We start from the raw sequence: 20536 nt of genomic DNA on the forward strand, positions 1-20536 counted from the left end.
AATAAATTTACAACAGGAAAGATCATGACTAGAATTTTAATGATAGAAGATGATATGGAGCTTGCTGAAATTTTAACCGAATATCTAGAAAACTATGATATTGAAGTAGTGACTGCCGAAGAGCCATATATCGGACTATCTACGCTAAATACAAGTAAATTTGACCTAGTTATACTAGATCTTACATTGCCTGGTATGGATGGATTAGAAGTTTGTAAAGAGATCAGGAAAAACCACAATATTCCTATTATCATATCAAGTGCAAGACATGATATAACAGATAAGGTAAATGCTCTTGATAACGGAGCAGATGATTATTTGCCAAAGCCATATGACCCACAAGAGCTTTTGGCTCGTATCAAAAGTCATCTAAGAAGGCAGAGTATCACCCCGGCAAGTGAGGCGAGAAATTTAAATAAAGACCTAGTTTTAAAAGAATTTGAACATGAAATTTTATTTAAAGGCAGCGTCTTAAATTTAACTGCCGCAGAATACGACATCTTAAAATATCTACTTTTAAAAGAGGGCGGAGCGGTTACTAGAGAGGAGCTTATCTATAACTGTGAGAGCATAAACGAAGATAGCTCAAATAAAAGTATTGACGTCATCATCGGCAGGATTCGCCAAAAACTAAATGAAAATCCAAAAGAGCCAAAGTATATCCACGCTATCCGTGGTATCGGCTATAAATTGGTTCTTTGATGCCAAGATCGTCTATTTTTATAACCATAACTTTTATCTTTGCCCTTGCGCTCGTTTCGATATTTCTAGCTTTTTTATGGCTCATGGGCTTTGATAAGCAAAACTATACAAGAGAGCTAAATAACAAATATTCAAACGTTGCTAGGACAAATTTATTTTACATGGGTGGCATCATAAATAAAACTCAGTATGACCGCCAGCTTTCAAACATCGATATGCCAGAGATCAAAGATGAGAAGAAAAAAGATGAAATTTTAAAGCAAGCGACCGTTTTAGAAGAAATTTCAAGTGATCTAGGCTCAAGTGCGATCTTGCTTTATGACAAGCACCACTACTTAAGGATTGAGCATTTAGATGAACTAAAACTTTTAATGGATAAAGAATTTCAGCCTTACAGATACGAGGTGATAAAGGCTGTCTTTTTGGTTGTCGCGGTCATTTTACTAGGTGCTTACATTTTTGTTATCTATAAGATAAAACCACTTAGAAAGCTAAAGCGCCAGATCGTAAAATTTGCAAATGGTGAGCTTGAAGGTGTGCAAAACGTTGGCAATGGCAAGGATGAAATTTCTGAAGTTTCAGAGGCATTTTATGAGGCAGTTTGTCAGATTAAGGCACTTAATGACTCAAGGCATCTTTTTTTAAGAAATATAATGCACGAGCTAAAAACTCCTATCACGAAAGGGCTGATAGCTGCTCAAATGATAGAAAAAAGTAAAAATCAAGAGAGACTAATCTCTGTCTTCCACAAACTTGAGAATTTGATAAACGAGCTTGCTGCGATCGAGCAGATAACATCAAAAATCGGACTTAACAATAAAACACCTTGTCTTATGAGAGATCTTATCGATGAGGCAATCGATATAGCCATGGTTGAAAAAGAGTGTGTTGGTATCAGTGAGCTTGATGAGGTTAGGGTGCTTGTTGATTTCAAGCTATTTTCAGTCGCTATAAAAAATATGATAGACAATGGTATAAAATACTCAACTGATAAGCATGTAAATATCATCGTCAATAAAGAACATATGAAATTTATAACTCAAGGTGAGAAGCTAAAAAATGACCTTGATTTTTATATCCAGCCATTTATTAAAGGAGAGGATGCGCAAAAAAGTTTTGGTCTTGGTTTATATATAGTTAGCAATATACTTGATGCGCATGGGCTCAAATTTAGATATGAATATAAAAACGGAATGAATGTCTTTGTTTTTGAAAATTTACAAGATATAATAATTTAAAATTAAAAAATAGGATAAAAGGTTAAAAATGGCAGCAAAAATTTTCTCACCAGTTGATATTTTATCAATAATAGATCTTGAGATAGCTTTGATCAAACGCTATAAAAATGTAAAAGATTATGCAAAAAATTTATCTTTGATATATTTTTCTTTGCCAAGCACCAAAGAGTATAGTGAACTATTTGAAAAATTTTTAAGACAAACTGATGTTGTTGTAAGAGAAAATGAGCATTATGTGGTTGTACTTCATGGAACAAATGAAAGAGGAGCTAGTGAACTATTATCGGGTATTCAGGAGTTTTTAAACGCTGAGCCAATTGATTTGATAGTAAGCTATCCAAAAGACGGAAGAAACGCTAAAGAGCTTACTACTAAGCTTCAAGATGAGATAAAAGACAATTACGGTGTATTGCTTGAAATGCTTTCAAATCAAGAAAAATTTGAAGCTTTTGAAAGCATGATTTAATATAATTTTGTGGAGTCGGATTGGAGAATTTACTACTATTTTTTGCAGTTTTGCTTATAACCAGTATTCTTCTTAGCAAGATCTCTGATAAATTTGGAATTCCATCTTTAATAATATTTTTAGGCGTTGGCATGCTAGCTGGCTCAGATGGGCTGCTTGGTGTAAATTTTGATGATCAAGTGATCGCTCAAAATGTCGGCATGTTGGCACTCATATTTGTACTTTATGCTGGTGGGCTAGATACTGATTTTGCAGCGATAAAGCCGATTTTTGGTAGAGGTTTGGCTCTTGCTACACTTGGTGTTTTTTAACCGCACTAGCTATCGCTCCAGTAGCAAAATATCTTCTTGATTTTACCTGGGCGGAGGCATTTTTGCTAGGTTCTATCATCTCTTCGACAGATGCAGCAGCAGTATTTGCCATACTAAGAGCTAAGAAAATTTCACTTAAAAATAGAATTGCACCGCTTCTTGAGCTAGAATCTGGCTCAAACGATCCAATGGCGATATTTTTAACTATGACCATCATTCAAATGATCTCGCTAAATAGCACACCGACAGCATCTGAGTGGGCTATTACGCTTGTTAAGCAGTTTGGTATAGGTATTGCCATGGGTTATTTGTTTGGCGTCACTTTACCAGCTATTTTTAATAGACTTCGTCTAAAAAGCTGGGGCCTTTATCCAGTTTTTTCTATCGCTTGGATATTGCTTTTATACACACTTTGCTTTAAGGTTGGCGGCAACGGCTACCTGGCTGTTTATATTGCTGGAATTTTTATAAACAAAAAAGAGTTTTCTCATAAGAAAAATTTAGTCGGTTTTCACGATGGTATCGCTTGGACGATGCAAATAGTTGTCTTTTTAACACTTGGTCTTTTGGTAAATCCCTCCGAGCTTCCAGCAACGGCACTAATGGCGCTTGTTTTGGCCTTATGGCTTATGTTTTTTGCAAGGCCACTTGGTGTTTTTGCATCGCTTGCATTTTCAAAATTTAAGATAAATGAGCAAATTTTTATCTCCTGGGTTGGGCTAAGAGGCGTTGTGCCAGTTGTGCTAGCTACCTATGTTTATGTAGATGGCGTACGTGATGCGGATATGATTTTTAACATTATATTTTTTATGGTTTTGATTTCGATTTTGATACAGGGTATGTCACTTGGCTTTGCGGCTGATAAATTTAAGGTCAAAGAGAGTGAGCAAGAGGATGTTAAGGCAGTATAAAACTCCCCGATCCTAAGCTACACACTTCGTCAGCATACCATTCACTATGGCTCAAAACTAATTGGCAAAGATTTGGCTCAGCTTGAGCTTCCAACTGAGTTTTTAATAATCCTAATAAAGCGTAAAAACGAGTATCAAAAGCCAACTGGCTCAACAATCTTTGAAGAAAATGATCTGTTACTGATACAATGCGAAAATCAAGTGCTTTATCAAGATACGATTAAGTATTTGACCTATTAAAATTTTTGATAAAAATTGCCACATTTTATTTCTCTTTGTAAATTTTAAAACTTTACTCACTCGCCTTAGCAGACTACTAAATTTAGGCTACACTTCGTTTAGCACTAAATTTAGAGCCGTGATATGCTCGCTCATAAATTTTTAAAATTTTTCTGACATAAACACATGCAGTGTGTTAGCATAATTGCATGCTGTCTATAACGTAAGTTAAATTTCTAGCCCAAAATGAGCTAGAAATTTGATTATTCTAAGGCTTGAGCCAGATCGGCTATTAGATCCTCAGCGTTTTCAAGCCCTATGCTAACTCTTATTAGCTCTTTTGTGATACCAGCTTTTATAAGCTCTTCACTGCTTAGCTGCTGATGAGTCGTTGATGCTGGGTGTGTGATGAGCGACTTTGTATCGCCGATATTTACTACGATCTTAAAGAGTTTTACGCGCTCTAGCATCTTTTTTGCACGCTCGAAGCTATCAGTCTCAAAGCAAAATAGCCCATTTGCCATGCCATCTTTAAAGTATTTTTGCGCTTTTGCGTGATCTACGTTATCGGCAAGCCCTGGGTATGCCACACTTTTTATATGCTTGTGAGAGTTTAGAAATTTAGCCACTTTTAGCGCGTTTTGCGAGTGTCTTTCAACTCTAACAGCAAGCGTTTCAAGCCCTTGTATAAGCTGCCAAGAGTTAAACGGAGAGATCACAGCACCGATATCGCGCACGATAGCAAGCCTCATTCTTAGCGTATAGATATCAAAACGATCCGTCATATCAGCATAGACGATGTCGTGATAGCTCGCGTCTGGCACATTAAAATGCTCATATCTCTTGTTGCCTTTTAGCTTTTCGTTTAGGTGATTTGCGCTTACGACTACACCTGCTAGGCTAAGACCCTGACCGCTCATATATTTGCTAGCGCTATGCACGCAAACGTCGACGCCGTGGCGAAGCGGCTGAAAGATGATAGGCGTTGGCACGGTGTTGTCGGTTATGCTGATGATGCCATATTTGTTTGCGATTTCTACGATTTTCTCGATATTTGGGATAGAAATTTGCGGATTTGAAAGCGTTTCAAAAAATATAGCCCTAGTTTTTTCATCTATCAAAGCCTCCAGATCATCAGCAGTGTCGCTGTCAAAGACTCTAGCCTCTATGCCAAATCTTTTTAGCGTGTGTGTAAAAAGCACCGTCGTGCCGCCATAAATTTTCTTAGCGATGATGATATTATCACCTGCTTGGGCTAAATTTATGATGCTGTAAAACAAAGCTGACTGACCGCTTGCAGTCGCTATCGCAGCGGCTCCGCCTTCAAGTGCGGCAACCCTTTTTTCAAAGATATCTGTCGTTGGATTGCCAAGTCTTGTGTAGATGTGGCCGCCATCTTTTAGATCAAACCTAGCAGCCGCGGTCTCGGCACTTCCAAAGTCGTAAGCTGTGCTTTGAAAAATAGGCACAGCCATCGTGCCAAAGCCCTCGTTTGTGTCGTAGCCTACGTGGATCGCAGCGGTTTCTTGCCTCATTTTTGCTCCTTTTAAGGTAATTTTGGCGTAAATTATACATTAGCAAAGCCAAAATTTAGGGGATAAAATCAAATTTTGATATAATTTGCCAAAAAAAGGAAAAATTTGAACCAAGTCACGGACAAATTTAAACGTGTAAAATATCTTCGTGCGCTAGAAAAATTTGCAAAATCAGCGATAAATGGTCTAAAAAGAGATGACTTTGACGAGAGTGAATTTCGTCAAAGAGTCGAGAAAAATGCAAAGATTATGGAAAAAGTAGAGGCTGTATATCTTGATCAGCCATACTCAAAGGCGCTAGAAAATTTTATAAATTTACTTATCAAAAACGCCTCAAAAGAGGAGCTTTTAAAGGCGGCAAATCTACTTGATAAGCTAAAAAATCAAAAGACATATAAAAAAGAAAAGCATAAAAATAAATTTAAGGATGAGAATTGAAAGTAGTTATTTTTGATATGGACGGCACGGTGATCGATAGCGGCGAGGCGATATATAAAACGGTAAATGAAGTAAGGGGTGAGCTAAATTTAGCGCCACTTGATAAGGAATTTATCATAAAAGTGATCAATGAGCCAGGTAGAAATTTGGCCCTTGAATTTTACGGCATCGACACGCCAAGCAGGAGCTTAAAAGAGGGTTTTGAAGAGAAATTTAAGAAATTTTACGATGAGTGCGCGACTACATATGAGGGCGTAAAAGAGCTTTTGCAAAAGTGCAAAGAGGCTCATTACAAGGTTGTTTTGGCAAGCAACGCGCCACATGATACGTTAGAGAAAATTTTAAAGAAAAATGAAATTTATGAGCTATTTGACGAGGTTATCGGCGCTAGCAAAGAGATACCGCAAAAGCCTGATCCTGCGATGCTTCATCTAGCTGTTAGTAAAACTGGAGCTAGCAAAGCGATCTTTATTGGAGATAGCCTAAAAGACGAGCTAGCAGCTAAAAATGCAAATATGCCTTATGTACAAGTTAGTTGGGGATTTGGTGAGGAGAGTAAAACTGCGACCTATAACGCTAAAAATGTTAGCGAGGCTTGGGAGATAATATTAAATTTTTAACTTAGTTTTAATTGGCTATAATCTTAAGAAATTTTCAAAGAAACAGCGATGATAGATATATTTGAGGGCAGTGCTAGGGATAAATTTTATGACATTTTGTTTAACGCAAATGCCGTTTTGGTTAAAAATGAGATAGATAAAATTTTTGAGAAATTTGTGGCTATGAGCGAGCTTTGCGAAAAGTATGGCATTGATGAGGATGAGATCAGAAATTTTATAGTCTCAGAGCAAGATAAAATTTATAACGGAGTAAATGACCTATATATCGAGCTTAGCGGAGAAATTTTAAGCCAAAATGAGTAGAATTTTTGTGCTCATTGCTTTGCTAACCGCTCTTGTCTTTGCAAAAGAGCCAAATTTTGATCCAAGCTCAGTGCATACATTTGAGCTTAAAAAAGGTGAGTGGGCGCGGGTCTTTATAACTGAAAAGCGAACTCAAAGGGTTGAAACGTTTGACTTTCGCTGGATGCTATTTGATAGTACAAATATCACCGTGCAAAGCTTTTTTAGGCGCTATCCAAGGCAGATGGTCTTTTCACTAAGACAAGGACAAAACACCTACATGCAGCGAGTTTTGTCTGATTTTACGATGCCGCCAAATGAGAGCGTGAGCCTTTACATATCGTTTATTGATTTTAAGGATAAAAAGGCGCATTTTAGGGTGGCTCTGCTAGATGAGAGCAAGCGTGTGGATGTGGGTTTTAGAGATCCAGACGAGGCTAAATAGAAGGATAAAAATGGATAAAATCGATGAAATAATGGGTAAATTTATAAGCGAGCTTGGCTACAAAGAGGCGTTTGAGATGTTTTTAAAGATAAGCTCAGGCAAAAAGCTTCGCTCAAAACTTCTTTTAAAAATCGCGGGCGAGAGCGAAATTTCTCTTAAACTTTGCGCTATCATCGAACTTATCCACCTTGCAAGCTTACTTCATGACGACGTCATAGATGAGGCAAATATAAGGCGTGGCAAGCCAAGTATAAACGTACTTTTTGGCAGTAAAAACTCAGTCATGCTAGGCGACATCCTCTACTCAAAGGCTTATTTTGAGCTTACAAAATTTGATCCAAGCATCGCAGCTATCATCTCAGACGCGGTCAGCAAGCTAAGCATCGGCGAGATGATGGATGTAAAAATGGCTGAAAATTTTAATGAAAACGAGCAAGAATATTTAAAAATGATCTACTATAAAACAGCTGTTTTGATAGAAGCCACGGCTATTTGCGGGGCAAAGCTAGCTGGCAAAGATAGCGAGAAATTTGGACTTTATGGCAAAAATTTAGGTCTTGCATTTCAGATCGTTGATGATATATTAGACATAACTCAAGATGAAAAAACGCTTGGCAAACCAGCGCTTAACGACTTTGTCGAGGGCAAAACGACACTCCCTTACATATATCTTTATAAGAGCTTAGACGAAGCTGGTAAGACAAAGCTTAGATCGCTTTGGTCAAAGAAGCTAAACGCGGGCGAAATTTCATGGCTAAAAGAAAATTTTGATAAAACTAGCTCGGTTAGCAAAGCTATAAGCGAGGCAAAAAGGCTTGGGACTGAAGCGATAGAAGCGATAAAAGAGTATAAAAACGCCGAGCTTGAAGGGATCATAAAAAGCATGATAGATAGGGAATTTTGATGCACTATTTAGATATAAGTTTTACATATAAAAATACTGATATTTCAGTTAGAGAAAAGCTTGCATTTGATAGTGATGAGAAAAAAGAGCAAATTTTAAAACTACTAAGATCAAACAAAAGTATAAACGAATGTATGGTTTTAAATACATGCAACCGCGTCGAGATAATTGCAAGCGTTAGTGATTTAGAAAGTGCAACGACGCATGCATTTAGGTGCATGTCTGTATTTTCAGGTGTTTTTGAAGATGAGCTTTATGAAAGGGCTGATATTTATGAAGATAGCGGAGCCGTGCACCACCTCTTTGCCGTGGCAAGCTCGCTTGATAGCCTAGTTGTTGGCGAAACACAGATCGTAGGACAGCTAAAAAATGCCTTTAAATTTGCCTATGATAGCTCAGCTTGTGGCGAACAGATTAGTAAGATTATCCATTATGCATGCAAATGTGCTGCTAAAGTCAGAAACGAAACCCAAATCTCTAAAAATCCAATCTCAGTTTCAAGCGTGGCTGTGGCAAAAGCAAAAGAAATTTTTGGCACGCTTGAAGGAAAAACTGCTATCGTCGTAGGAGCTGGCGAGATGGGCGAGCTAGCAGCAAAACACCTAATCTCAAGTGGTGCAGAAGTCATCATCATAAACAGAAGCTCCGAGCGTGTTGAGCAGCTAGTTGATAGTCTAGGGGACAACGCTAGCTGGGATAGCATTTTAAAATTAAAAGAGTATGTAAATAATTACGATCTGATATTTTCAAGCACCGCGGCCCCGCACGCTATCATCACAAACGCCATAATCGAACCAAGAGAATTTCACAGATACTTTTTTGATATTGCCGTACCAAGGGACATTGATCTTATAAATACAGAATTTATTAGTGTCTATACGGTCGATAGTTTAGAGGAGATAGTAAGGAAAAATTTAGCCCTAAGAGAGGAGCAAGCACAAAAAGCTTATTCGATTGTAGGTCAAGGCACAAGCGAATTTTTAAAAATTTTAAAAGAAGATATGAGTGTGCCACTCATAAAATCGATCCGCAAACAAGCTGAAATTTGCGCTAAAAACGAGCTAGAAAAAGCGATAAAAAAAGGATATTTAAAGCATAGTGATTATGAGGAGGCACAAAAGCTCATTCATCAAGTTTTTAAAGCATTTTTGCACCAGCCAACGATGAAGCTAAAAAGCCTTGCGGACGAGGAGAGATCTAGCGAGCTCTCAAATGGAGTTAGATTTTTATTTGATATAAAAGAAGAGCAAAATTTTCAAGTGGGAGATATAGATGAGATTTAGTAAATTTTATGCACCAACGACCAAAGAAGCACCAAAAGACGCATCTTTGCCAAGTCATAAATTTTTAATAAGAGGTGGATTTGTCGAGCAGATAGGCTCAGGACTTTATAACTATCTACCGCTTGGAAAGATCATGCATGAGAAAATTTCTCGTATCGCGCGAGAGGAGATGGATGAGGCTGGTGCGCTAGAGGTTAGCTTTAGCGTGGTCACTTCAGGCGAGCTTTGGAAGCAAAGTGGACGTTACAATGTCTTTGGCAAGGAGCTTTTGCGCTTTAAAGATAGAAAAGAGAATGACTTTGTTATAAGCCCTACAAACGAAGAGGCAGCCGTTGCTTTGGTACGTGGTAAGGTGACTAGCTACAAGCAGTTACCGCTAAATTTATACCAGATAAATACTAAATTCCGTGACGAAGCAAGACCACGCTTTGGATTGCTAAGAGGACGAGAATTCACGATGAAAGATGCTTATAGCTTTCACTCAAGCAAAGAGGATCTAAAGCGTGAGTTTGACCTTATGGAGGCAACTTATAGTAAAATTTTTACCCGCCTAGGGCTAAATTTTAGAGCTGTTGAGGCTGATAGTGGAGCTATCGGTGGTAGCGGCAGTAAAGAATTTATGGTGCTTGCAAGTAATGGCGAGGACGATATACTTTGCTGCGAGGCTTGCAGATACGCTGCAAACGTCGAGGCTGCAAGACGCAAGCCAAGAGTTAGTGAGACTGAGGCTCCAGAGGCGGACGCAGCTAAATTTCTAACGCCAAATGCAAAAACCATAAAAGACGTGGCGGAATTTTTCAAAATTAGCGAGTTTTACTGCATAAAAGCTGTTATGAAAAAGGCTATCTACGAGGACAAGGAAGAGGTCGTGGTCTTTTTCGTAAGGGGCGATGACGAGCTTCAAGAGACAAAGGCGCAAAATGCTTGCAAGGCGCTCGAACTTGTCGATGCTAGTGAAGAAGAGATTATAAAAGCTGGGCTTGTGGCTGGATTTTGCGGGCCAGTTGGGCTAAAAGATGTGAAATTTTTTATAGACAACGAGCTAAAAGGCGCAAATAATATGATATGTGGTGCCAACGAAAAGGATTACCACTTTGTTGGCGTTAGTGTTAGCGGATTTAACGAAGAGAGATTTAAAGATCTTGTAAAGGTAAAAGAGGGCGATAAATGTCCAGAGTGTGGTGGAAATTTAAAGCTTAGCAAGGGTATCGAGGTCGGTCATATCTTTCAGCTAGGTGATAAATATTCAGCTGCGATGAACGCTACATATCTTGATGAAAATGGCAAGGCAAAGCCATTTTTGATGGGCTGCTACGGTATTGGTATCAGTAGACTAATAGCCGTAATGATAGAGGCTAGCCACGACGAGAAGGGCTGCATCTGGAAAAAAGAGTGCGCACCGTTTGACGTCGAGATCATCATTTCAAATTTAAAAGACGAAGAGGGTGTGAAATTTGCGTTCGAGCTTTACGAGAGCCTTAAAAAAGCTGGCGTTAGCGTCATCATCGATGATAGAAACGAGAGATTTGGCGTTAAGATGAATGATTTTGAACTCATCGGCTTCCCTTATGCGCTGCTTGTGGGTAAAGAATTTGCAAATGGCAAGGTCGAGTTTATCACAAGAGATGGGCTAAGCAAAGAGGCCATAGGCGCAAACGACGCCTTTAGAAAGATAAAAGAAAGCTTATGAGATTTTTTGCATTTTTGTTTTTTTTGATAGAAGCGATATTTATCTATCTTTTTGTTGATAAATTTGGCTTTTTAAACTATTTTCTCGAGGTGCTAGTCTCTGGATTTGTAGGTATTGCACTTCTTTTTAATGCTGGATTTTCTAGCTTAAATTCGCCTCAAGTGGCGTTTAAGAGCTTTCTTGGCAGAAATTTATTCAGCCAGTTAGGGCTTAGCTTTGGCGGAATGCTTTTATTTCTGCCGGGAATTTTAACAGATATTTTTGGCATAGCCGTAGTTATTTTTTCTTTGATATTTAAGAAAAATGTGGCAAAAAACGAGAGCTATCAGGAGTTTAAATTTCAAAATTTTAGCGAGCAAGGCACTAAAAAAGATGAGGGCGAGATTATCGACGTTGAGGTTGTAGAAGAGCCAAAAAGAGTAAATTAGGAGAGATGATGAAAGAGATAAAAATAGCAACTAGAAAGAGCATCTTAGCACTTTGGCAAAGCGAACATATCAAAGCTAGAATAGAATCAAAACATAATGATATAAAAGTTGAGCTTATTGGTATGAAGACAAAGGGCGACGTGATCCTTGACACGCCACTTGCAAAGATCGGAGGTAAGGGGCTTTTTACAAAAGAGCTTGAAGATAGTATGCTAAAAGGCGAGACTGACATTGCAGTGCATAGTTTAAAAGACGTGCCTGTCGTATTTCCAGAAGGACTAAAGCTAGCAGCCATCTGCTCACGTGAGGACACCAGAGATGCTATGATAAGTGAAAAATTTGCTAAATTTAGCGACCTACCGCACGGCGCAAAAGTTGGTACAACTAGCTTACGTCGCAAGATGCAGCTACTTATCATGAGGCCTGATCTTGAGATCATTTCGCTTCGTGGAAATGTGCAAACTAGGCTTAGAAAGCTAAAAGAGGGCGAATTTGACGCAATCATTTTGGCGATGGCTGGCATAAATCGCTTAAATATCAAGGCTGAAGTGGCACATATCTACACATTTGGTTTTGACGAGATGATACCTGCAATGGGGCAGGGTGCTCTTGGGGTAGAGGCTAGAGATGAGAAGAAAATTTTAGATGAGATCTCTTTTTTAAACGACGAAAATGCGGTTATAGAAACGACCATAGAGCGTGATTTTGTAAGCGTTTTAGAAGGCGGCTGCCAGGTACCAATTGGCATAAGTGCAAGGCTAAAAGGTGATGAAATTTCTATCGATGCGATCGTTGGTCTGCCTGATGGAAGCGAGTTTATAAAAGATAGCTTAAAGGTCAGCAAAGACAAATTTCAAAGTGTCGGCAAGGAGCTAGCTCATAAATTTATAGAAAAAGGAGCTAGAGAGCTGCTAAAACGCGCCGAGGAGATGGCGTAGAGCAAAGTTTTTGCTAAATTTTAAAGCAAAAGCCCTAACCGCCACTAAAAATACAAAGACAACTACTATATGATCGGTCTTGCAGAGGGTAAATAGGGCTATAAACTACATAATCTTTCAAAGACCGATCAAACTTAAAAAAGATGACGACGAAAACGCCGACATAAACGGCCTATACGCAGAGTGCAATGGCGAAGTTTGCTACAACGCTTGCAAATGCGTAACTATCACTGATAAAACTATCATTTTTGAGGTGCAAGATAGCGTTATTAGCGTTGATATAGAGGGTGTTAAGCTTAGTGATCGCTTTATGAAATATAGCAAAGAGATATTTGGCGAGCTACTAAAATGTAATATGTCGGAGTAATTAATAAAATTTACTACCGTTTTCAAAACCACGATGCTATCTAGCGTTTAAAAAAATTGTAATGAATCACTTTGGAAAAGATGTAAGTATGCCGGCCATGTGTGGCTGTGCGTTGAGCGCTAGTTTGCGGACATTATGACAATGGAGTATAAATTTAGTACTTGCGTCTATTTAAACGGCGAGGCAATATCGCAAAGAATGCGCCCGAAACAGCGATCGATACTCTGATAGCTATCGGTACGTGCGGCAAATAATAAATACCCGCTTTGCTTCGCCTTTTTCAGCTATTTTTGGCTACAATCGCCCAAAAATCAAAAAGGCAAAATATGGACTACATCAGGCTTTTAAAAGAAAATAATCTACTTCGTGTTATCGATGAGCCAACAGATATTGATCTTGAGATTGCACATGCAAGCTATATCGAGGTCAAGCGTGAGGGCTCGCAAGCGCTACTTTTTGCAAACCCAGTCTGCAAAAAAACTGGGCGTAAATTTGCCCCAGTACTTACAAATATCTATGGTTCAAAACGCGCACTTGAGCTTATCTTTGGGCTAAATCCTAATGAGATCGCAGCCGAGATAGAAAAGCTTTTAAAGCCCAAAAAACCTGAAAATTTCAAAGAAAAGCTTGACTTTTTATCATATCTTTTTAGTATGAGAAAGATATTTACCAAGAGGCTAAAGGGCGAGGGCGAGTGCCAGCAGGTTAAATTTTTAGGCGAGCAGGCCGATCTTTTGAGCCTGCCTGCGCTAAAGACGTGGCCGCATGACGGAGGTGCTTTTATCACGATGGGGCAGGTCTATACGCGAAGCCTAGATGGCGCGCTGCAAAATTTAGGCATGTATAGACTGCAAATTTATGATAAAAACCGTCTCGGCATGCACTGGCAGATACACAAAGACGGTGCAAATTTCTTTCACGAGTACAAGCGTGCAGGCAAAAAAATGCCAGTCTCTGTAGCCATTGGCGGTGATCCGCTTTATATTTGGTGTGGGCAAGCGCCGCTTCCAAAGGGAATTTTTGAACTTTTGCTTTATGGTTTTATCCGCAAAGAGCCAGCAAGGCTTGTAAAGTCGCTCACTAATGAAATTTACGTCCCGCACGATGTAGACTACGTAATAGAGGGCTTTGTGGATACGGCTAAGTGTGAGCTTGAAGGCCCATTTGGCGATCATACTGGCTTTTATACGCCTGTCGAGCCTTTTCCGGTGATGGATGTAACGGCGATAACTAGCAAGCGTGAGCCGGTATTTCACGCGACTGTGGTTGGAAAGCCGCCACTTGAGGATAAATATATGGGCTGGGCGACTGAGCGAGTCTTTTTGCCGCTTTTACGAACGACTGTGCCAGAGCTAATAGACTACAATATGCCTGAAAATGGCGTCTTTCACAACCTAATCTTAGCCAAGATAAATACGCTCTATCCAGCTCATGCAAAGCAGGCCATGCACGCATTTTGGGGCGTTGGGCAGATGAGCTTTGTAAAACATGCTATTTTTGTTGGAGCCGATGCGCCTGAGCTTAAAGATTATGATGAATTTACTAGCTTTGTCCTAAGTCGTTTTGGTAGCCAGAGTGTGCTAATAAGCCAAGGCGTGTGCGATCAGCTTGATCATGCTAGTCCAAATTCGTGTTTTGGTGGCAAACTCGGCGTAGATGCGACACAAGACTTTTGTAAATTTAGCCCTGTGGTTTTAAGTGACAGCGAGCTTTTGGCTAAATTTCAAAGCGTTACGCCAAATGTAAAAGAGCTTAAGCAGTTTAAAACGGATACCAAAACGCCTATTTGTGTGGTGAAATTTGAAAAAGATTGTGTGGTAAAAGAGCTTTTTGACAAACTTTTGACATTTAGAGAATTTTTCAAACTCCTCATCGTTGTAGATATACAAAATCACCTTGAAAACCCATATATGCTACTTTGGCGTGTGACAAATAATATCGATGCTTTGCGCGATATTTTCATAGATGGTGAAAATTTCTGCGTAGATGCCACTAGTAAAGATGAGCGTGAGGGATATACGAGAGGTTGGCCATTACAAACGGATTGTGACCGCGAAGTGGTTGCTGATCTAGTTAAGCGCGGCATAGTAAAAGATGAGCCAGAGTTATTTAAAAAATTTGAAATATTTGGCTAGCTTTGAGGAGCTCAAGTAAATTTATAAATTTTGCTTTTTGCTACGGATTTGAAATTTTTAATAAGACTTGCTTAATCAAATGCTAGTGTTTTTTATGCTGATTAAAAAATAGCTTTTAGACTAGGTCTAAAAGCTTAATTTATTTTTAGCTCTCTTTTAAGAGTTTGCTTGCGAGCATATCGGCTTTTGCTTTATCTGTATCTTTTTTTACAGATTTATAAATTTTAGATATATAATTTTCCAAAACTTCGTGGCAAGATATTACTTTTTCGTTTTCACTTCTTGCTACTTTTACGTATTCACCGCTATTTTGTAGCTCAAAAGCTAGGTCATTATCGCTTAGCTGAAGCTCTAAAATTTCAAGTAGTCTCTCTTGAAGTCTTGGCTCAAAAATAGGCGTCATAAGCTCTAAGCGACGTTCTAGATTTCTTGGCATCCAGTCAGCACTTGAAATATAAATTTTTGGCTGAGCATGTTTAAAATATAAAATTCTAGCGTGCTCTAAGTATTTGCCGATTATTGAGCGAACTTTTATATTTTCACTTTTGCCTTTTATGCCAGGCCTTAGTCCGCACACACCACGAACTATAAGGTCGATCTTCACACCTGCGTTTGATGCGCGGCTAAGCTCATTTATCACATCTTCGTCGATTAGCGCATTCATTTTGGCAATGATCCTACCCTCGCTGCCTTTGCTTGCTTCCACTCTTATCTTTTCGATGATACGCTCTTTTATCTGAAAAGGCGACATGCTAAGAGCGTTTAGACGGCGATTTTTATTATATCCTGAGAGGATGTGAAAAAACGAAGTCGTATCCTGGCTAAATTCTTCTTTGCTCGTAAATAGGCTCACGTCGGTGTAAATTTTTGCCGAACTGCCGTTGTAGTTGCCTGTACCAAAGTGCATATAAAATTTAAGCTTATCGCCGATTTGGCGGATGACCTGGCTAACTTTTGCGTGCACCTTAAAACCTGTGATGCCATATATCACGTGCGCTCCAGCGTCTTCAAGCGCCTTTGCCCAGTGCAAGTTATTTTCCTCGTCAAACCTTGCTTTTAACTCAACCATTACAGTTACTTGCTTGCCGTCACTTGCGGCGTCTATTAGACTTTGAATTATTGGTGAACTTTTATCGACTCTATAAAGTGTCATTCTAATGGATATAACTTTTGGATCTTTGCTAGCTTCTTTGATAAAGCTTACAACTGGATCAAAGCTCTCAAATGGATGCACTAAGAGCACGTCTTCTTTATCTATGGCGTCAAATACAGATATACCATTGCCAAATGGTGGTAGCGTTTTTGGAACGTAAGGTGCATTTGCTAGGTGGGTAAAATTTTTGCTTCCAGCTATCTCCCAAAGCGAGCTAAGAGTGAGCGGAATGCTTGGAAAATAGACATCTTTATGAAAAATTTTCATATGAAAATTTAAGAATTCCAAGATATCAGCGTCTACGTTTTTATCGATTTGCATACGAACAAAAGCCCCTTTTCTGCGAAGCTTTAGTCCTTGCTCAAGTATCATCATAAAATCATCCGCTTCTTCTTCTTCGATGACGATATCAGCGTTTCTTGTCACTCTAAAAGCAGCCGAGCTAAGTAGCTTATATCCTGGGAAAATTTCTTCTGCGTGGCGATGTACGATCGTTTCAATCGGCACAAAAACATTGCTACTTGGCTGTGTAAAACGTGGCAAGACTCTTGAAATTCTTATCATGCCGTATTTTAAAATTTCTGGATGCTCGATATCAGCAAGCTTAACGGCAAGAGAGAAGCTAAGGTTGTTTAAGTGCGGAAACGGGTGAGTCGCATCGACAGCGATAGGAACGATGACTGGCAAGATATTTGAGAAAAAGTATTCGTCACACTTTTGTTTCAAACTATCATCAAGCTCGTCATAATTTTTTATAAAAAGCCCCTCTTTGCTAAGAGCATTTACTGTTTTTTTATAGTGATCTTCTACTAAATTTTGCTCGTTTTGTAGATATTTTCTAATCTCTCTTAGCTGATCAAGTGGGCTCATGCCATCGCCACTGCTTGTAGTAGCTCCAGCTGCGAAAAGCTGCTTTAAGCCAGCAACTCTGATCATATAAAACTCGTCTAGATTTGTCATATAAATGGCTATAAATTTTAGCTTTTCAAGTAAAGGAATTTCCTTTTCACACTGAGCGAGTACCCTTGAATTAAAGCGTAGCCAGCTTAATTCTCGGTTTATAAAAAGAGTTTCATTTTCGCTCATCATCTTCTCCTTGTGTGTTTTTGAGTTATTTTATGATATGTGCGGTTATAAAGTTCTTACTTTATTTAAATTTTTGGTTACAATAAGCCAAAACTTAAATTTAAAGGCTTGTTATGTCTGATTATGTGATATTGGTTGGTATCTTTTTAGTGGCAGTCGTTGTTTTTGCACTTATTAAAAAGATATCGTTTTAGCTTTTAAATTTCTCCCACCACAAATAAGCAAAGATGAGCCCAAAACCCTTGACTTTACTCTCGTCAAAGGCAAATTTCATCATATCTTCTCGCTTTATGAAAACAAGCTCGATATCTTCGCCATCGACGCCACCGCCAGAATTTACCTTCATGCTCTCATCGATTTTAGCGTAAAACATCGTTTGCATATTGCCTCCAAAGCCAAAAGCACCGTATGTCATTGTGATACGCTCTATCTCTTTTAGCTCATAGCCCACTTCTTCGATCGCTTCTTCTCTGGCTGTTTGCTCTTCGCTAAGCCCTTTATCCATAAGCCCTGCGCAAAGTTCGTAAGTAAAGCCTTGTTCATTTGTTTTGATGCCTTCTTTCTCTTGCGAGTACCAAACAGCAGGACGAAACTGCTTTACAAACAAAAAGGCATCTTTTTGCTCGTGATATAAAAAAATACTAACGCTATTCATCACTTTTACGCAGTCCCAGTCTCTTTGGACACCATTTTGCATAAATTTCATCTTAAATGGCTTTAGATATTTTGACTCACCCAGAGGTAAAATTTCTAAATTTGTTATAGCAGTATCCATTTTGCAAGTCCTAAAAAGCTAAAAAATCCTATCGCATCAGTAAAAGTAGTAAGAATGACGGCTGAGCCGACTGCAGGATCTATGTTAAAGCGCCTTAGCGTCAAAGGTATGATCGTGCCAAAAAAACCAGCAAAGAATAAATTCGTAACCATACTAAGCCCGATAACAACACCAAGCATACCTTTGTCAAACCAAACAGAGGCGATTATGCCCATTACCACACCAAAGATTAGTCCATTTATGAGTGAAATACTAACCTCACGTTTTAAGACATTTTTGGCATCTTTAAACTCGATCTCACCAAGCGCTAAACGGCGAACCGTAACGGCAAGCGCTTGTGTGCCGGTATTTCCACCCATTGATGCAACTATTGGCATTAAAACAGCAAGAGCGACGTAGGCTGCGATTGTCTCGTCAAAAAGTCCGATTATAGACGAGCTAAAAAGAGCTGTTAGTAAATTTACGCCAAGCCAAACCGCACGACCACGACCAGCCTTAAAAAGCGTATCGTCCTCTTCTGACTCGTCATCAACGCCGGCTAGGTTATAAATTTGCTCAGTTGCACTCTCTTGAATGTAGTCGTGAATATCATCAGATGTTATACGACCTAGTAGTATGCCAGTGCTACTTGTAACTGCAATAACGTTTAGATCGTACTCTTGAAACATATCAGCGACATTTTGCATAAGATCCATATCATTTGCAACATGTGGCTTGTAGTGATCGATCTGCGTAGTTTCTATATTTTGCTTCAGCGTTTTTGTGAAGTCAAATAGTATAAGATCCTCAAGTGGGATAGCGTATTGCAAAACACCGTCTTTGTCTATAATGAAAAGCTGTGAGATATTTTCTAGCTTGCCTTCTTGTTTTTCACGTCTAAGTCTTGCTACTGCACTGCCAAGCTTTTCTTCAAGGTGAGCCGAGAAAAGCTCTGTTTGCATGTGAGCACCGGCTCTATCTTCTTCGTAGCTTCTAAGCCTTAAAATTTCATTTTGGTTTTCTCTGTCAAGCTCGTTAAAAAGCTCTCTAGCTTTATCCTCGTCAATATCCTCGATGTATTGAAGCAAATCAGTCGCATCATCACTCTCTAGCTCTTCAAGAGCTTCTACGATCTTTTCAGCTGGAAGCTGTTCGATCACATCTTTTAGCATGTGATCAGGTAACTCGATAGCAACATCACCTAAAATTTCAGGATCTAGTTTCTCAAGATAGTGAGCAAAGAGCTCCTCATCGTGCTTTTTAAGTGTTTTTAGGTGTTGGGCTAGCTCATAAGGTGAGAGTTCATTATCTTCTAAATTTTCATTTAAATGCTGATCTATCAGCTCTTTTGCTTCTTCTAGTTCTTGGCTCAAGTTTTACCTTTAAAATTCTATTACATTAGGAAAAAATTCCACTTTGTGATACTCTTTTTCATTGCTTAAAGCATTTTTTATTAGCTCGTCATTTTTGCTGACAACTGCTTTAAATTTAGCTGATTCTTTCTTGTCTTCTAGGCTTTTAACAACCCTTATTGCACTTTCTGGATTGATAGGCTTATTATCTCTATAAAGACCAAAATGCAGGTGCGGTCCTGTACTCATACCACTTGTGCCAACGTAGGCTATGAGCGTACCTTGCTTAACTTTTAGACCACCTTTTATGCCTTTAGCAAAGCCATTTAGGTGAGCATAAAGTGTCTCGTAGCCACCAGCATGAGAGATGATGACGGTTCTGCCATATCCGCTTTTTTGTCCGACAAATTTAACCGTGCCATCACCTGCGGCTTTGATAGGTGTGCCTTTTGGAGCACCGTAGTCAACACCAAGGTGCGCTCTATATCTTTGGAGAATAGGATGCCATCTTTTTAGGGTAAAAGCTGATGTGATTCTGGCGTTTGCAAGAGGGCGGACTAATAAAAATTTATCATTCTTCTTGCCATTTTTATCATAAAATTTATCTTCAAATTTATACATGACATATCGTTTATTTTTCGTTTCTATCATCGCAGCATAGATTTCTGGAGTGCCAAAAGAGCGGCCCATACGTATTTTTTGATTATAAACGATAGCAATCGTATCGCCTTTGTTTATCTTTTTAAAATCAATATCACTTCCTTTAAAAATTTCTTTAAAGCCAAGTGCTAGTGTACCAGAGCCAGTGTAGTCAAAAATGTCTTCAGAGACTGATTTATCGACCTTTAAGGCTAAAAATTTATCCTCGCTTTGATAAGAGATGGGAAGAAATTCGAGCTTAAATTTATCATTATCATCTCTAAAAATATGCATTTGAAGCTCGTCACTAACAGGGATTAGTACTTGTTTGGTATTGCCGTTATTGTCTTTATAAATTTGATACTTTGTGCCAGCGATGATCTCTTCTGTTAGTTCTTGATCTTCGGTTGCTAAGTTATAGTAAAGTGAAAGTGGGATTTTGTTTGTCTCTAAGAAATTTAAGAAGTTACTTCCATTTGGCCAGCTAAGCTCTTCGACACTTGGCTTTATAGCGTATAAATTTATAGATAATATTGCAAAAATTATAAAAATACGAGGCATTAATGTCCTTTTAAAAAGCTGGTGGGATTTTAACTAAAACTTGCTTTAATTTTGCAAAAGATAAAGCATTTTAGGCTAT

General features: G+C 38.8%; 18 protein-coding genes and 2 pseudogenes. 15 read left to right on the top strand and 5 right to left on the bottom strand.

Annotated elements, in window-relative coordinates; translation table 11 throughout:
* Positions 1–24: 24 nt before the first annotated feature.
* The 4 genes and pseudogenes from CVS84_RS02725 to CVS84_RS02740 all read left to right on the top strand — a co-directional run bounded on the left by CVS84_RS02725 (position 25) and on the right by CVS84_RS02740 (position 3868).
* Positions 25–702, top strand: coding sequence for a response regulator transcription factor (locus tag CVS84_RS02725; protein ID WP_087578684.1), 678 nt, complete (start codon positions 25–27; stop codon positions 700–702).
* Positions 702–1940 carry an ArsS family sensor histidine kinase gene (locus CVS84_RS02730; RefSeq protein WP_107691058.1) on the top strand — a complete coding sequence of 413 codons (1239 nt, stop codon included), beginning with the start codon at positions 702–704 and terminating at the stop codon, positions 1938–1940. Before CVS84_RS02725 ends, CVS84_RS02730 begins: the two co-directional genes overlap by 1 nt.
* Before the next feature lie 28 nt (positions 1941–1968).
* Positions 1969–2406, top strand: a complete 438-nt coding sequence (locus CVS84_RS02735; protein WP_107691059.1) for a pyridoxal-5'-phosphate-dependent protein — start codon at positions 1969–1971, stop codon at positions 2404–2406.
* Positions 2407–2426: 20 nt separating this feature from the next.
* Positions 2427–3868, top strand: a pseudogene (locus CVS84_RS02740) (potassium/proton antiporter).
* A 242-nt stretch (positions 3869–4110) separates the two neighbouring features.
* Here the strand turns inward: CVS84_RS02740 and CVS84_RS02750 are convergent.
* A complete protein-coding gene (locus CVS84_RS02750; RefSeq protein ID WP_107691061.1) occupies positions 4111–5382 on the bottom strand; it encodes an O-acetylhomoserine aminocarboxypropyltransferase/cysteine synthase family protein in 1272 nt (423 codons plus the stop codon).
* A gap of 105 nt (positions 5383–5487) precedes the next feature.
* Between CVS84_RS02750 and CVS84_RS02755 the strand changes: the two genes are divergently transcribed.
* From CVS84_RS02755 to CVS84_RS02805, 11 genes are all read left to right on the top strand, one after another.
* Entirely contained in the window at positions 5488–5820 is a 333-nt protein-coding gene (locus CVS84_RS02755) for a hypothetical protein (RefSeq protein ID WP_107691062.1), read from the top strand.
* A complete protein-coding gene (locus CVS84_RS02760) occupies positions 5817–6440 on the top strand; it encodes an HAD family hydrolase (protein WP_107691063.1) in 624 nt (207 codons plus the stop codon). Before CVS84_RS02755 ends, CVS84_RS02760 begins: the two co-directional genes overlap by 4 nt.
* A 48-nt stretch (positions 6441–6488) precedes the next feature.
* A complete protein-coding gene (locus tag CVS84_RS02765; protein ID WP_107691064.1) occupies positions 6489–6743 on the top strand; it encodes a DUF2018 family protein in 255 nt (84 codons plus the stop codon).
* A complete protein-coding gene (locus tag CVS84_RS02770; RefSeq protein ID WP_107691065.1) occupies positions 6736–7167 on the top strand; it encodes a hypothetical protein in 432 nt (143 codons plus the stop codon). The genes CVS84_RS02765 and CVS84_RS02770 overlap by 8 nt, the downstream gene beginning before the upstream one ends.
* A 10-nt stretch (positions 7168–7177) precedes the next feature.
* Positions 7178–8071: a polyprenyl synthetase family protein gene (locus CVS84_RS02775; protein WP_107691066.1), complete on the top strand. Its 894-nt coding sequence runs from the start codon at positions 7178–7180 to the stop codon at positions 8069–8071.
* A complete protein-coding gene (gene hemA, locus CVS84_RS02780) occupies positions 8071–9354 on the top strand; it encodes a glutamyl-tRNA reductase (RefSeq protein ID WP_072594950.1) in 1284 nt (427 codons plus the stop codon). The genes CVS84_RS02775 and hemA overlap by 1 nt, the downstream gene beginning before the upstream one ends.
* Positions 9344–11044 carry a proline--tRNA ligase gene (locus CVS84_RS02785; RefSeq protein ID WP_107691067.1) on the top strand — a complete coding sequence of 567 codons (1701 nt, stop codon included), beginning with the start codon at positions 9344–9346 and terminating at the stop codon, positions 11042–11044. The genes hemA and CVS84_RS02785 overlap by 11 nt, the downstream gene beginning before the upstream one ends.
* The gene (locus CVS84_RS02790) at positions 11041–11472 is read left to right on the top strand and encodes an FxsA family protein (RefSeq protein ID WP_107691068.1); all 432 of its coding nucleotides are present in this window, start codon (positions 11041–11043) and stop codon (positions 11470–11472) included. The genes CVS84_RS02785 and CVS84_RS02790 overlap by 4 nt, the downstream gene beginning before the upstream one ends.
* Before the next feature lie 8 nt (positions 11473–11480).
* A complete protein-coding gene (gene hemC, locus CVS84_RS02795; RefSeq protein WP_107691069.1) occupies positions 11481–12410 on the top strand; it encodes a hydroxymethylbilane synthase in 930 nt (309 codons plus the stop codon).
* 79 nt (positions 12411–12489) lie between these two features.
* Positions 12490–12777 (top strand): hypothetical protein, encoded by a 288-nt coding sequence (locus tag CVS84_RS02800; protein ID WP_234411887.1) that lies wholly within the window; start codon positions 12490–12492, stop codon positions 12775–12777.
* Between the two features lie 326 nt (positions 12778–13103).
* Complete coding sequence (locus CVS84_RS02805) at positions 13104–14912, top strand: menaquinone biosynthesis decarboxylase (protein WP_107691070.1); 1809 nt, start codon at positions 13104–13106, stop codon at positions 14910–14912.
* Between the two features lie 145 nt (positions 14913–15057).
* On the opposite strand, the pseudogene CVS84_RS02810 reads toward CVS84_RS02805, so the two are convergent.
* The 4 genes and pseudogenes from CVS84_RS02810 to CVS84_RS02825 all read right to left on the bottom strand — a co-directional run.
* A pseudogene (locus tag CVS84_RS02810) lies at positions 15058–17163 on the bottom strand (RNA degradosome polyphosphate kinase); the annotation flags it as partial.
* Between the two features lie 178 nt (positions 17164–17341).
* Positions 17342–17926 carry an NUDIX domain-containing protein gene (locus CVS84_RS02815; protein ID WP_107691072.1) on the bottom strand — a complete coding sequence of 195 codons (585 nt, stop codon included), beginning with the start codon at positions 17924–17926 and terminating at the stop codon, positions 17342–17344.
* Complete coding sequence (gene mgtE / locus CVS84_RS02820; RefSeq protein ID WP_107691073.1) at positions 17911–19278, bottom strand: magnesium transporter; 1368 nt, start codon at positions 19276–19278, stop codon at positions 17911–17913. The genes CVS84_RS02815 and mgtE overlap by 16 nt, the downstream gene beginning before the upstream one ends.
* 9 nt (positions 19279–19287) lie before the next feature.
* Positions 19288–20457 (bottom strand): peptidoglycan DD-metalloendopeptidase family protein, encoded by a 1170-nt coding sequence (locus CVS84_RS02825; protein ID WP_107691074.1) that lies wholly within the window; start codon positions 20455–20457, stop codon positions 19288–19290.
* Positions 20458–20536: the final 79 nt, after the last annotated feature.

The sequence above is a fragment of the Campylobacter concisus genome (assembly GCF_003048575.1).
GTDB classification, from domain to species: Bacteria; Campylobacterota; Campylobacteria; order Campylobacterales; family Campylobacteraceae; genus Campylobacter_A; species Campylobacter_A concisus_U.

Bases quoted from the DNA above. Each gene is read 5' to 3' on its own strand.
- CVS84_RS02725 (WP_087578684.1), top strand. From the start codon at position 25: ATGACTAGAATTTTAATGATAGAAGATGATATGGAGCTTGCTGAAATT.
- CVS84_RS02730 (WP_107691058.1), top strand. From the start codon at position 702: ATGCCAAGATCGTCTATTTTTATAACCATAACTTTTATCTTTGCCCTT.
- CVS84_RS02735 (WP_107691059.1), top strand. From the start codon at position 1,969: ATGGCAGCAAAAATTTTCTCACCAGTTGATATTTTATCAATAATAGAT.
- CVS84_RS02750 (WP_107691061.1), bottom strand. From the start codon at position 5,382: ATGAGGCAAGAAACCGCTGCGATCCACGTAGGCTACGACACAAACGAG.
- CVS84_RS02765 (WP_107691064.1), top strand. From the start codon at position 6,489: ATGATAGATATATTTGAGGGCAGTGCTAGGGATAAATTTTATGACATT.
- CVS84_RS02770 (WP_107691065.1), top strand. From the start codon at position 6,736: ATGAGTAGAATTTTTGTGCTCATTGCTTTGCTAACCGCTCTTGTCTTT.
- CVS84_RS02775 (WP_107691066.1), top strand. From the start codon at position 7,178: ATGGATAAAATCGATGAAATAATGGGTAAATTTATAAGCGAGCTTGGC.
- hemA (WP_072594950.1), top strand. From the start codon at position 8,071: ATGCACTATTTAGATATAAGTTTTACATATAAAAATACTGATATTTCA.
- CVS84_RS02785 (WP_107691067.1), top strand. From the start codon at position 9,344: ATGAGATTTAGTAAATTTTATGCACCAACGACCAAAGAAGCACCAAAA.
- CVS84_RS02790 (WP_107691068.1), top strand. From the start codon at position 11,041: ATGAGATTTTTTGCATTTTTGTTTTTTTTGATAGAAGCGATATTTATC.
- hemC (WP_107691069.1), top strand. From the start codon at position 11,481: ATGAAAGAGATAAAAATAGCAACTAGAAAGAGCATCTTAGCACTTTGG.
- CVS84_RS02805 (WP_107691070.1), top strand. From the start codon at position 13,104: ATGGACTACATCAGGCTTTTAAAAGAAAATAATCTACTTCGTGTTATC.
- CVS84_RS02815 (WP_107691072.1), bottom strand. From the start codon at position 17,926: ATGGATACTGCTATAACAAATTTAGAAATTTTACCTCTGGGTGAGTCA.
- CVS84_RS02825 (WP_107691074.1), bottom strand. From the start codon at position 20,457: ATGCCTCGTATTTTTATAATTTTTGCAATATTATCTATAAATTTATAC.